Annotated in this window: 11 protein-coding genes; 3 read left to right on the top strand and 8 right to left on the bottom strand. The window is 62.7% G+C overall.

The genetic code is table 11. The features are described from left to right. Positions 1-20 precede the first annotated feature (20 nt). Entirely contained in the window at positions 21-764 is a 744-nt protein-coding gene (locus RCF34_RS05355) for a class I SAM-dependent methyltransferase (RefSeq protein WP_308707222.1), read from the top strand. Here the strand turns inward: RCF34_RS05355 and RCF34_RS05350 are convergent. Continuing rightward, positions 761-1,519 carry an SDR family oxidoreductase gene (locus RCF34_RS05350; protein WP_308707221.1) on the bottom strand — a complete coding sequence of 253 codons (759 nt, stop codon included), beginning with the start codon at positions 1,517-1,519 and terminating at the stop codon, positions 761-763. The genes RCF34_RS05355 and RCF34_RS05350 overlap by 4 nt on opposite strands. A gap of 176 nt (positions 1,520-1,695) precedes the next feature. Between RCF34_RS05350 and RCF34_RS05345 the strand changes: the two genes are divergently transcribed. Continuing rightward, positions 1,696-2,580 carry a LysR family transcriptional regulator gene (locus tag RCF34_RS05345; RefSeq protein ID WP_308707220.1) on the top strand — a complete coding sequence of 295 codons (885 nt, stop codon included), beginning with the start codon at positions 1,696-1,698 and terminating at the stop codon, positions 2,578-2,580. A gap of 152 nt (positions 2,581-2,732) precedes the next feature. Here RCF34_RS05345 and RCF34_RS05340 read toward each other — a convergent pair whose 3' ends face one another. The 3 genes from RCF34_RS05340 to RCF34_RS05330 all read right to left on the bottom strand — a co-directional run bounded on the left by RCF34_RS05340 (position 2,733) and on the right by RCF34_RS05330 (position 5,140). Then, entirely contained in the window at positions 2,733-3,197 is a 465-nt protein-coding gene (locus RCF34_RS05340; RefSeq protein WP_308707219.1) for a GNAT family N-acetyltransferase, read from the bottom strand. 52 nt (positions 3,198-3,249) lie between these two features. After that, entirely contained in the window at positions 3,250-4,383 is a 1,134-nt protein-coding gene (locus RCF34_RS05335) for a GGDEF domain-containing protein (protein WP_308707218.1), read from the bottom strand. 316 nt (positions 4,384-4,699) lie between these two features. Then, a complete protein-coding gene (locus tag RCF34_RS05330) occupies positions 4,700-5,140 on the bottom strand; it encodes a BRO family protein (RefSeq protein ID WP_308707217.1) in 441 nt (146 codons plus the stop codon). A 170-nt stretch (positions 5,141-5,310) separates the two neighbouring features. Here RCF34_RS05330 and RCF34_RS05325 point away from each other — a divergent pair, with 170 nt between their 5' ends. Next, a complete protein-coding gene (locus tag RCF34_RS05325) occupies positions 5,311-5,736 on the top strand; it encodes a transcriptional regulator (RefSeq protein WP_308707216.1) in 426 nt (141 codons plus the stop codon). Positions 5,737-6,006: 270 nt separating this feature from the next. Here RCF34_RS05325 and RCF34_RS05320 read toward each other — a convergent pair whose 3' ends face one another. The 4 genes from RCF34_RS05320 to RCF34_RS05305 form a co-directional block, all read right to left on the bottom strand. Then, positions 6,007-7,050, bottom strand: coding sequence for a hypothetical protein (locus RCF34_RS05320; protein WP_308707215.1), 1,044 nt, complete (start codon positions 7,048-7,050; stop codon positions 6,007-6,009). Between the two features lie 288 nt (positions 7,051-7,338). After that, a complete protein-coding gene (locus RCF34_RS05315; RefSeq protein WP_308707214.1) occupies positions 7,339-8,406 on the bottom strand; it encodes a RelA/SpoT domain-containing protein in 1,068 nt (355 codons plus the stop codon). A 52-nt stretch (positions 8,407-8,458) separates the two neighbouring features. Then, on the bottom strand, positions 8,459-9,709 hold the full coding sequence (locus RCF34_RS05310; protein ID WP_308707213.1) for a ribonucleotide-diphosphate reductase subunit beta: 1,251 nt from the start codon (positions 9,707-9,709) through the stop codon (positions 8,459-8,461). A gap of 116 nt (positions 9,710-9,825) precedes the next feature. After that, positions 9,826-12,741, bottom strand: a complete 2,916-nt coding sequence (locus RCF34_RS05305; RefSeq protein WP_308707212.1) for a ribonucleoside-diphosphate reductase subunit alpha — start codon at positions 12,739-12,741, stop codon at positions 9,826-9,828. Between the last annotated feature and the right edge of the window lie 192 nt (positions 12,742-12,933).

Below are 12,933 nucleotides of genomic sequence, written 5' to 3'. Positions count from 1 at the left end.
TCCAGCCCCGAGCCTCTGCGATGTCCGCCACCGCCCTCTACACCGACCTCTCGGCCTACTACGACCTGCTCTGCGCCGACATCGACTACCAGGCCCAGAGCCAGGCGGTGCTGCGCCTGCAGCGGCTGTTCGGCAACGGCGGCAGCCGTCACCTGGATCTCGCCTGTGGCACCGGTCCCCATGTGCGGCATTTCCTCGATGCCGGCTTCCAGAGCAGCGGGCTGGACCTCAATCCGCCGATGCTGGCCCAGGCCGCGCTGCGTTGCCCCGAAGCCGAGTTTTCCTGCCAGGACATGTGCAGCTTCACGCTGGAGCAGCCGGTCGATCTGATCACCTGCTTTCTCTATTCCCTGCACTACAGCGGCAGCCTTGCACGGCTCCAGGCGTGCCTGACGCAGGTCCTGGCGGCCCTGACCCCCGGCGGCCTGTTCTGCTTCAACGCCGTCGACAAGCGCCGTATCGACAATGCCTCCCGCGTCGGCCACAGCGTCGACCGGGCCGATGGCCACTTCAGCTTCGCCTCCGCCTGGCACTACCCGGGCGAAGGCGAGCACCAGCAACTCCGCCTGCGCATCGAACGCCGCCACGCCGGCCAGCAGCAGACCTGGCAGGACGAACACCCCATGGTGGCGGTGGACTTCCCCGAACTGCTGGCCCTGTTGGAGCCGCAGTTCGAGGTGCAGATGCTGGAGCACGATTACCAGCGCATCGAGCCCTGGGCGGGCGAGGCAGGCAATGCGCTGTTCGTCTGCGTCAAACGCTAGTGGGCATGGGCATGCATCCCGCCATCCACCGCGATCACATCCCCGGTGAGGTAGCGCGCCAGCGGTGAGGCGAGAAAGGCCACTACATGCCCCACGTCTTCCGGCTCGCCGAAATAGCCGATGGGTATGTGCCGGGCGATAAAGGCCTGGCGCGCCTCGGGCGTCGGATGCAGCCGCTGCAGGATCTGCTCGGAATTGATCCGCCCCGGGGCGATGGTGTTGACCGTGATGCCCTCGGCCGCCAGCTGACTCGCCAGCCCCTTGGACCAGAACTGGATCGCCGCCTTGGCCGTCCCGGCGCCATTCACGTCCCGCGGCTCCATGCTGCCGCTGAAATTGACGATGCGTCCCCAACGTCGTTCGCGCATCCCGCCCAGCAGCGCCTGGGTCAGGCGGCGGGTCGCGGTGAAGTTGAGAGTCCAGGCTTCGTCCCAGGCCGCATCGTCCGCCGTCACCGAAAGCGGTCGTGTGCCGCCGGCGTTGTTAATCAGGATGTCCACCCGGCCCAGCCCTTCCTCCGCTTCCCGCGCCAGGCGCTGGACGTCTTCGGCGTCGGTGATATCCGCCGCGATCACCCGCGGCCGGGCATGACCCGCCGACACGATCTCCTCGGCCAGCGCCTCCAGGGCGTCCCGCCGCCGCGCGGTGATCGCCAGGCGAACGCCTTCGGCCGCCAGGACGCGGGCGATGCCAGTGCCTATGCCCATGCTGGCGCCGGTCACCAGGGCAGTACGATCGTGCAGTTGCAGATCCATGATCGATTCTCCACTTCAGGGTCGTAGGGTGGAAAACGGCGCAGCCTTTTCCACGCGGTTGGCTGAGCGCAGCGAAGCCCACCACTCCGCCACCTCATCCACGCCACTAGCCTCACCCACCACCCAAATGAGATAAACGCCTTCCCGGTGCGAGGATTCCTTAGCAGGAGTGTGGAATGGATCTGCTCGACAGCATGCAGGTGTTCGTCGCCGTGGTGGAGCGCGGCAGCCTGGCCGCGGCGGCCCAGGCCGAGGGCATCTCGCCGACCATGGCCGGCAATCACCTGCGCGGCCTGGAAAAGCGCCTGGGCCTGCAACTGTTGGTACGCACCACCCGGCGCCAGCGCCTGACCGCCTTTGGCGAGGGCTACTATTCCCGCTGCCGCGAGATCCTCGCCCTGGTCGCCGACACCGACCGCCAGGCCGAAACCCAACGCCTGGCGCCCGCCGGCATCCTGCGTGTCTCGGCGCCGGTGTCCTTCGGCACCTATGGCCTCACGCCACGGCTGGGCGACTATCTGGCGAGGCATTCACAGGTCACCCTGGATCTGGTGCTGAGTGATCGGGTCCAGGATCTGGTGGAGGAGGGCATCGACATCGCCATCCGCATCGGCGAGCTGGCCGACTCCTCCCTGGTGGCGCGACCCCTGGCGCCCTATGTGATGTGGTGCTGCGCCGCGCCCGGCTATCTCGCCCAGCGCGGCACGCCCGTGCGACTGGCCGACCTGAAGTCCCACGACTGCCTGGGTATGGACCCTCGCGCCCTGAGCCAGTGGCGCGCCCAGACCGGCACCACCTTCGGCCCGCTGCCACCCGGCCGCCTGCACCTCAGCAACGGCCCCGCCCTGCGCCTGGCCGCCCTGCAAGGCCTCGGCATCATCCTCCAGCCCGCTTTCCTGCTACAGGACGACGTCGCCGCCGGCCGCCTGGTCCGCCTCTTCCAGGGCCAGGAACTCACCCGTCCCCTGACCGCGCTCTATCCCCAGACGAGATGGCGCTCGGTGACGGTGAGGAGCTTCGTGGAATTCCTGTTGGCGGAATTTGGCGACGAGTCTCCGTAGCGTGGAAAACGGCGACAGCCTTTTCCACTGATCCCCCGCTTGACGCTCGACCCCGCGTGGACAAGCTTCGCGTTGTCCACCCTACCTGCCTGGCCCCGTAGCGTTGAAAACGGCGACAGCCTTTTCCAGCCTCACCGATTAATGCCCCCGCATTACGGCGCCATCGCCACCAACCCCTTCTCCATGAACACACTCAAGGGATCATCCCGATACCCGCCAAAAGGCCCGCGCCGCTGGTACCCCGCTGCCCCATACAACGCCAATGCCTCGGGTTGGTAAGGACCGGTCTCCAGCATCGCCCGCCCGCATCCTGTCGTGACCGCCTCGGCCTCCAGTCGAGCGAGCAAACGCCTACCCAACCCCTGCCCCCGCCCCGAGGGGCTCACGTACATCCGCTTGATCTCCCCGTAGCCCTCGTTGAGCACCATGGCGGCGCAGCCAAGTGCTGTCCCACGCTCGTCGCGGGCCACCAGGAACAGCACGTTCGGCTGCATCAAGGATGCGAGATCCAAGGCATGACGACTCTCGGGCGGATAGAGCCCGTCCTGATAGGCATCCAGTTCGGCGATCAGGGCGATCACCTCGGGTTGGTCGGGCGATTCGAAGGCAATGGGCATGGCGACTCCGCTCAGGTAATGGCTCAAGCCTAAGCGATCATCCCGTCGCCCATCAGCCCTTACTCATTCGCACCCCATCGCGTCCGCCGCGCTTGGCCTCGTACAGCGCCCGATCACCCTGCGCCAGCAGGTCCGCCAGGCTTCGCGGCGGCTGATCGAACAGCACCGCACCGATGCTCAGGGTGACCCGCTCGGGCGTGGCGAGGCGCTGGGTGGCCAGCAGGCTGAAGCGCTCGCGCAGGCTGTCCGCCAGGGCTACCACCTCGGCTTGGCTCGCGCCGCCCAGCAACACCACGAACTCATCACCCCCCAGCCGCGCGGCCAGCGCCTGGCGGGGCAGGGCGCTACGCAGCAGCTCACTCAGGGCGACCAGCAGGCCGTCACCCGCCGCGTGGCCGTGCAGGTCGTTGGCCAGCTTGAAGTTGTCCAGATCGATCAGCAGCAGCGCGCCCGGGCGCTCGGGTATCGCCTTGCCGAGCAGGTGGGGCGCTTCCGCTTCCAGGGCGCGCCGGTTGTGCAGCCCCGTCAGCGGATCGCTGCCCGCCAGGCGCTCGATGCGCTGCTCGCGGCGATAGCGCACCGTGCCGGTCATCGACAGGGCGATCAGCATCACCGCCATCACCCCTTCCACCAGGGACACCTGGATGATCGCCCCGCGATAGGACTCCAGGTTGAGCAGGGCGCCAGGCATCAGCGGCGGAATCATCTTGGTGAAATAGAACGACCCATGCCCCAGCAACACATGGCGCAACTGGCGCTCGCCGGCATGGCGCCGCCGCAGCAGCAGCCCCGCCCGTACCGCCAGGGTGCCGACCAGCAGCGAATTCACCACCAGCATGACCTTCGACCACCAGGGCTCGTTCGGCAGCAGCAACAGCCCTAGCCAGATCAGCGCGAAGGCCCACCAGCCCAGGCTCAGGCGGCGCCCGGTGAAGCGCGCGACACCCAGGAGGAACAGCCCATGGACGAAGACCAGCAGACCGTTGGCGAACCAGATCCCCACCAGCAGGAACCCCTGGCTGCGCAACAGGGCGAGCAGGCTGCCCACGCCGATGAGGGCGAAACCGCCGCTCCAGTAGAGCAGCGCGGACTCGCGCACCGGGCGCCATTCGATGGCCAGATAGCCAGCCGCTGCCACCGCCAGGGCGATGGTGATGGTCAGGAGAGTGGGAGCATCGAGGGCCATGGGCAAGGCAGACCTTTGCAGCGTGCAACGAATACCGGCACCTGTCCGATGTGCCGTCGAGCACGCTGCGGACAGGGAGAAAGCTGGCGCAGGCCACCAGTTTACCGAGGTCGGGTGCCCTGTCTGACGTCTGATAGGCTAAGATGCCCACGAGCAGCCACCAGGGTTTGGCCGCAAGCGCAGCCGCTGGAACGCTATCGGCCAGACCTATCTCGTCTTGAGGGCGCGAGTGAGAATGTGCCGTCTGAGGCGATACCCGTGCCCGGCTGATCGGTAGCGCCGACCGAGGTCCCAAACCGCGAGGTGAGGGCTTTGCTCAATACCCCTGGCTGAGCCTCAAGCGCGGTCCGATCGCCTCCGCGACGTCGGCGAGTCTCACCCAGTACTGGTCGCGCCAGCACAGCCGGCTCAGCGGCTGGCCATCGAGCAGCAGCTGGCCTTCGCCGGGCTGCACGAGGCGACTGAGGAACAGCTTCAGGCAGTCACGCCTGAGCCAGTCCTCGAACGGCCCGGCGCGCTCGCTGGTGCTCCCGATCAGCAGGCGCAGGGTATTGGGGAAATCGATCAGCAGGGTTGGTCGTTCGCCTGAGCCTTGGTGCACGCCGTCGTGATTGCAGTGGCTGCGCACGGCTTCCAGCGGGTCCGGGTAATCCAGCAGCTTGGCGACATCACGGCAATCGAACCACAGCTGCCCATCGAAGAACTGATAGACCCGCAGGGGACGACCTGCGAAATGCAAAAGATGGGGCGTGGACATTCCCTGATCTCCATATCTAGGCGCAGTCGCTGGGAAGGCAGCCACCGCGCGGCCGCTGCCCATCGCAGGACCCTCATGGTCCTCCTACCAACCGGATGAAACCACGAATTTCAATTTTTACGCAATCGGATGTTCAGTCCAGGCTGGAAGCGGACTTTAACGTCCGCCCCATGAACGACAAACTCGACTTCGCCCAGCGCCTGCGCGCCGCCATGCTCGCGGCCGGTTATCCTGACCGGCCCGCGGTGTTGGAACGCGAGTTCAATTCCCGCTACTGGGGGCGCTCCGTGACCTTCCAGGCGGTCTCCCGCTGGCTGGGCGGCAAGTCCATACCCGCCCAGGACAAGCTGCAGGTCCTCGCCCAGTGGCTGCACGTCGAACCCCAGGTCCTGCGCTACGGCGAACAGGCCGTGGCGAACGTGCGCGAGCCAAGGGGCAACTGGGAGAAACCCGAGCACTACCCCGAGCGCGACGCCATCGAGGCCTTCCTCAACCTGCCCGACGAACAGCGCAAGGTCGTGCGCGACGTCATCCTCGCCTTCGTCAAGGCCGGCCCCAGCCAGCCGAACGCCAAGGGCGGCAAAGGGAAAGAGTGATCCGGCGCCACCGTGCCGCGCCGCCTTCAGCGGTAGCTCCCACGACAACTCGCCCGCGCCGCAACGGCACTGGCTAGGCGACTGACGGCGACGCTCTCCCGTAGCGTGGAAAACGGCGCAGCCTTTTCCACCCACGCCCAGTCCGCATGGACAAGCCGCGCGTTGTCCACCCGACGCCCACTCAAGCCGCTCGCAGGACGCTCTCGCCCGCGCCCGGCCGATGGCTGAAGCCTTCACTCTCACTGCGGCGAAGGTTACACCTGCCTTCGTCTAGGGCTTCACCAGCGCCCGAATCGCCGTAGCCGGCAACCGCGCCGTGCCGCCATCCTCCAGGCGCAGCACGAAGGCCTCACCCAACGACCACACCACTTGCACGTCCTGCAGCACGCACTGGCCATTGGTAGGCAGCACCCGGGCCTGCTCCTTGGCGCAGTAGGACGCATCCAGCACGATGGCCTTGGCCTGGTAATTACCTAGGCCCAGCGTCTTCACCATCGTTTCGGGCAGGGTGGTGAGCACCCCGCTATAGCCGGCCAGGAAGAGGGCGAAGAACAGCGAAAACATCATCGCCGCCTTCCAGCCAGCGATGAACAGCATGGAAGTCATGGTCGTGACGAAGGCGATGATGAAAGGCGCGATGGCCAGAGCGCCCCACTTGAGCAGCGGCTGCCAATCGCTCACCAGCGGATAGGCCTGCGCCAGCATCCAGAAGATGAACAGGCCGACGACCATTGTCGGCAGATAAGCCTCCCAGACGAACTTCAGGAAGCTGAAGCGGCGCAAGTCGAACAGCCCCTGAATGGCCATGCCTGCCAGCAGCGTGATGGGGATGGGCGCCAACAAGGCAACGCTAACGAATAGCTCAGGATCGACGAAGAGAATGGCCGCATCGCTGAATCCTGCCAGCAGATAGGGCACGAAGAACACCAGCGCCATCAACAGCATGATCTTGCGAAAGCGCCCCTCGCCGCGATAGGGCAGGGCGTAGGTGATGTCTTCCTTGATCGCCGCCGTATTGATAAAGCGGTAATAGACCCAGGCACCTGGCAGAAAGAGTGCGGCAACGAAGGCGCCTATGGTCAGGAAGCCCAGGCAGGCAGCTGCCAGCAACAGCGACGAAAACTGGAAGAGATCGAAGCTGGGATAGAAATGGTTACGGGCGAAATAGGCCAGGAACATCCCGAAGCCCAGGGTCGGAGGCAGCACTTTTGCCAGCAACGAAGCATGACGCCGCAGGAACGTGCCGGAGAATTCGAGGATGAAATCGAAGACGGCATCCGTGTCGGTGGCGGGTTGGTCGGTCCAGCGAGGCATGTTTCGTCCTTGAGTAACTACAACCCTAGAGATACAACGAATCTCAACGTTTGAAGGATGGTATTGTTGTCGCAAATAAAGCTATTGCTAATTATTAGCTGGTTTGTTTGGTGAGAATGTTTTCTATAGAGCTTGAAATGGATTTCAATATTTTATTATCTTCATGAGTCTTGCGGGTCTTAATTGTTTTGGCAGTTTAAAATTTAATAGTGTCGCTTGGGTTTTCTAAGATTTTGCGGCTGCTTTCGGTCTTTGGGGTGTGGCTGAAATAATGTCTTCTGTTTCGGTTTATTTGTTTATTATGGGGTCTGGGATTCGTCCTTTTAAAACCCTTTCTACAATCTGACTGAATGTGTTGGTATCCAAAAAATAGTTTGGATAAGCGCGCTTCAAGGCGTTAATGTTTTCAACTGATACTAGTACTACTTGAGTTGCTGAGTCTTCAGGGATTTTACTTTCTAATTCTGTATAAACACGGTTTGCTTCTTCGGATTGTTTTGCTTTGTATCTTCTGACTGTTACTTTATGATGTTCGGGATTCATTTCAATGATGAAGTATTTCTCATCCTTCGCTGAGCCCAGTGTTGTTATTGTCGCGTTGTATGCTTGAAGCATTTCTCTGACGTGTAATTGTTGCGCCAAAGATTTTATTTCATCTATGAGGTCTTGCTTTTCGCTAGGGGTTCCAGGAACCGAAGGGGTACGCTCTATTGCTGCAATGGCAGAGCCCATTAACGCAAAAAAACGGAGCCAGTCTTGGCTTCCTTGATTCGACTTTAGTGCTTGCTTAGTAAAAATCCCAACGGCCTCAACTGCTGTTGCCCAAGCATGTTGAAGCTTAGTGCGAATTTTAACCTCTACTCTAAGTCCTGAATAAGGTTGTGTTTCAGTCCGAGTGCCTCTGTACTCATAAACCAAATGGTAGCAACGATATCCGTCCGGTTTCGGATTTTCTATATAATCCTTTTCATTTCTAAATTTGTGATCGAACCTGCTGTTCTTGTATTCGGCTGCAAGCTTGTAAACGTTTTTAAGATTCTCAAATATAGCACGACACCCGGCGATGTCCTGCATTTGAGTCATTCTCATTGTGGGCTTGCTAACTAATTTTTTGTGTATTGATTCAAGGCGTTTCGATCTTTGGGCAACAATTACTTCTTGCTCGATTTTTCTGGCTTTATTTCTTAGTGTGATTTGAAAGGTATTAAGTGGATATGCATGAGATGAGCGCCAGTTATTCAGGATTTCCAAGCTGTGAAGGCTGTCTCTTTCCGTAACCGGGAACTCCATTGTCGCCAATTTTCTTGCTGCCGAGTTAACTTCTTCGGGGCGGTAATTTGGAGTTGCCCATGCCATTTCGTCTATACCCTTATTAGGCTAGGCGACCTTAGAAGGTCGCCTGTTCACATCAATCCCAGCTCAACGCCCCACCGGTCTGGTACTCGATCACGCGGGTCTCGAAGAAGTTCTTCTCCTTCTTGAGGTCCATGATTTCGCTCATCCAGGGGAAGGGGTTGGTGGCACCCGGGTATTCTTCCTTGAGGCCGATCTGGGTCAGGCGGCGGTTGGCGATGAACTTGAGGTAGTCCTCCATCATCGCCGCGTTCATGCCCAGCACGCCGCGGGGCATGGTGTCGCGGGCGTATTCGATCTCCAGCTGGGTGCCCTGGAGGATCATCTGGGTGGCTTCGTCCTTCATCTGGGCATCCCACAGCTGCGGGTTCTCGATCTTGATCTGATTGATCATGTCGATGCCGAAGTTCAGGTGCATGGACTCGTCACGCAGGATGTACTGGAACTGCTCGGCGGTGCCGGTCATCTTGTTGCGGCGACCCATGGAGAGGATCTGGGTGAAGCCGCAGTAGAAGAAGATGCCTTCCAGCACGCAGTAGTAGGCGATCAGGTTCTTGAGGAACTGGCGATCGGTCTCCGGGGTGCCGGTCTTGAACTCGGGGTCGGAGATGGAGCGGGTGTACTTCAGGCCCCAGCTCGCCTTCTTCGCGACGCTCGGGATCTCGTGGTACATGTTGAAGATCTCGCCTTCATCCATGCCCAGCGACTCGATGCAGTACTGGTAGGCGTGGGTGTGGATCGCCTCTTCGAAGGCCTGGCGCAGGATGTACTGGCGGCACTCGGGGTTGGTGATCAGGCGGTAGACGGCCAGCACCAGGTTGTTGGCGACCAGGGAGTCGGCGGTGGAGAAGAAGCCGAGGTTGCGCTTGACGATGCGGCGCTCGTCCTCGGTGAGGCCGTCCGGACTCTTCCAGGTCGCGATGTCGGCGTTCATGTTCACTTCCTGGGGCATCCAGTGGTTGGCGCAACCATCCAGATACTTCTGCCAGGCCCAGTCGTACTTGAAGGGTACGAGTTGGTTGAGGTCGGCGCGGGCGTTGATCATCTGCTTGTCGCCGACGTGCACGCGCGCGGAGGAGCCTTCCAGGTCGTCCAGGCCTTCCTGGATGTCCAGCTCGTTCAGCGCGGCCTTGGCGCGAGCCACGGCGTCGGAATCGTCGGCGGACAGGGCGCGGGCGTCATGGACCAGGGCGTCGCCCTCGGAGTCCAAACGCTCGGTCTGAGCAGGCGCCTGCTGGCCGGCGGCCTGCGCGGGCTTGGCGGTGGCGGTGTCGTCGTCTTTGTCGAATTCTTCCCAGTTCAGCATGGGGTGTCTCCTGGGTGGCTGTGCGGTGGGGGTGGGGCGGCGGGCCCTCACCCTAACCCTCTCCCGGAGGGAGAGGGGATAAAGAGCAGCCCTCTACTGGGAGAGGGCTTGGGGTGTCACTGGCAGGCTTCGCACTCGGGATCGTCGAGGCTGCAGGCCTTGGGCACCGGAGCCGGTGCCGCGGCGGGCGCCGCTTCGAGCTTCTGCGCCGGGGCGGGGGCCGCGCTGGCCTGGACGCCGGTGATGGGGTCGGCGCTCACGGCGTTCAGCTTGCCGGTGTTGATGGTGGACTTCTCGGTGCTGGTGGCGGCCAGGGCACGGAGGTAGTAGGTCGTCTTCAGGCCGCGGAACCAGGCCATGCGGTAGGTCACGTCGAGCTTCTTGCCCGAGGCGCCGGCGATGTACAGGTTCAGCGACTGGGCCTGGTCGATCCACTTCTGGCGCCGGCTGGCGGCCTCGACGATCCACTTGGTCTCCACTTCGAAGGCGGTGGCGTACAGGTCCTTCAGATCCTGCGGGATGCGCTCGATCTGCTGCACGGAGCCGTCGTAGTACTTGAGGTCGTTGACCATCACCGAGTCCCACAGGCCGCGCGCCTTGAGGTCGCGTACCAGGTAGGGGTTGATGACGGTGAATTCGCCCGAGAGGTTCGACTTCACATAGAGGTTCTGGTAGGTCGGCTCGATCGACTGGGACACGCCGGTGATGTTGGCGATGGTCGCGGTCGGCGCGATGGCCATGATGTTGGAGTTGCGGATGCCTTTCTTGGCCCGTTCGCGCAGCGGGGCCCAGTCCAGGGTCTCGGACAGGTCGACCTCGATGTACTTGGCGCCGCGCTCTTCGATAAGGCGCTTCTCGGAATCGATCGGCAGGATGCCCTGGGACCACAGCGAACCCTGGAAGCTGGAGTAGCTGCCACGCTCTTCGGCCAGGTCACAGGAGGCCTGGATGGCGTAGTAGCTGATCACTTCCATGGAGGTGTCGGCGAACTGCACGGCGGCATCCGAACCGTAGGCGATGTGCTGCAGGTACAGCGCATCCTGGAAGCCCATGATGCCCATGCCGACCGGACGGTGCTTGAGGTTGGAGTTCTCCGCCTGGGGCACCGAGTAGTAGTTGATGTCGATGACGTTGTCGAGCATGCGCACGGCGGTCTTGACGGTGCGGGCGACCTTGGCCACGTCCAGCTTGCCGTCGACGATGTGGTTCACCAGGTTCACCGAACCCAGGTTGCACACGGCGATCTCGTCCTTGTTGGTGTTCAGGGTGATCTCGGTGCAGAGGTTGGAGCTGTGCACCACGCCCACGTGCTGCTGCGGGCTGCGCAGGTTGCACGGGTCCTTGAAGGTCAGCCACGGGTGGCCGGTCTCGAACAGCATGGACAGCATCTTGCGCCAGAGGTCCTTGGCCTTGATGGTCTTGTGCAGCTTGAGCTTGCCGTACTCGGTCAGGGCTTCGTAGTACTCGTAGCGCTCTTCGAAGGCCTTGCCGTAGAGGTCGTGCAGGTCGGGCACGTCGGCGGGGGAGAACAGGGTCCAGTTGCCGTCCTCGAAGACGCGCTTCATGAACAGGTCGGGGATCCAGTTGGCGGTGTTCATGTCGTGGGTACGCCGACGGTCGTCACCGGTGTTCTTGCGCAGCTCGAGGAATTCCTCGATGTCCAGGTGCCAGGTTTCCAGGTAGGCGCAGACCGCGCCCTTGCGCTTGCCGCCCTGGTTGACCGCCACGGCGGTGTCGTTGACCACCTTGAGGAAGGGCACGACGCCCTGGCTCTTGCCGTTGGTGCCCTTGATGTAGGAGCCCAGGGCACGCACCGGGGTCCAGTCGTTGCCCAGGCCGCCGGCGAACTTCGACAGCATGGCGTTATCGTGGATGGCGCCATAGATGCCGGACAGGTCGTCGGGCACTGTGGTCAGGTAGCAGCTGGACAGCTGCGGACGCAGGGTGCCGGCGTTGAACAGCGTCGGGGTGGACGCCATGTAGTCGAAGCTGGCCAGCAGGTTGTAGAACTCGATGGCGCGGGCTTCCTTGTCCTGCTCCATGTGCGCCAGGCCCATGGCCACGCGCATGAAGAACAGCTGCGGCAGCTCGAAGCGGGTGCCGTGGCTGTGCAGGAAGTAGCGGTCGTACAGGGTCTGCAGACCCAGGTAGGTGAACTGCTGGTCGCGCTCGTGATCGATGGCGGCGCCCAGGCGCTCCAGGTCGAAGCTGGCCAGCTTCGGGTCCAGCAGTTCCAGCTCCACACCCTTAGCGACGTAGGCGGGCAGGGCCTTGGCGTACAGCTCGGCCATCTCGTGGTGGGTGGCGGACTCGGCGACGCCGAGGAAGCTCAGGCCTTCGGCGCGCAGGCTGTCCAGCAGCAAGCGGGCGGTGACGTAGGAGTAGTTGGGCTCGCGCTCGACCAGGGTGCGGGACGTCATCACCAGGGCGGTGTTGACGTCCTTCTCGGCCACGCCGTCGTACAGGTTCTTCAGGGTTTCCTTCTGGATCAGCTCGCCGTTCACCTCTTCGAGGCCTTCGCAGGCTTCGCTGATGATGGTGTTCAGGCGGCCCATGTCCAGCGGCTGGGTGGTGCCGTCGGCCTTGGTCACGCGGATACTCGGGTGCGGCTCGGCGATGTCGCTGGCGGCGCCCTGCTTGCGCTCCTGGCTGCGGGCTTCACGGTAGATCACGTAGCTGCGGGCGACCTTCTGCTCGCCGGCGCGCATCAGGGCCAGTTCGACCTGGTCCTGGATCTCTTCGATGTGGATGGTGCCACCGGAGGGCATGCGGCGCTTGAAGGTGCTGCTGACCTGGTCGGTGAGCTGCTTGACGGTGGTGTGGATACGCGAGGAGGCCGCGGCGGTACCGCCTTCCACGGCGAGGAAAGCCTTGCTGATGGCCACGGTGATCTTGTCGTCGGTATAGGGGACGACGGTACCGTTGCGCTTGATGACGCGCAGTTGACCGGGGGCGGTGGCGCCCAGGTCCTGGCTGTCGTCTTGCGCCGGGCGGCCCTGCTGGGCTTGCTCGCGGGTCAGGTCGGTGTGCATGCGGAACTCCCTTGATCGGAAAGAGGGGATCGTCGGCGAGCCGGCGATCCGGAAGAGTGTTGGCCGTGGGCCTGCGCGACGACTGCCTGTCGCGCCATTACCAATGAAGATTCCAACGAAAAGCCGTATCGGCACCGATTCCCGAGGGAGCCGGCGTTCGGGGTCAGGGACCCTGGAAATTCATGATTCGGG

The sequence above is a fragment of the Pseudomonas sp. 102515 genome (assembly GCF_031085165.1).
In the GTDB taxonomy this organism is placed as follows: Bacteria; Pseudomonadota; Gammaproteobacteria; order Pseudomonadales; family Pseudomonadaceae; genus Chryseomonas.
Note: the sequence above shows the minus strand (reverse complement) of the source record. Positions and strands in the feature narration are given on the sequence as shown.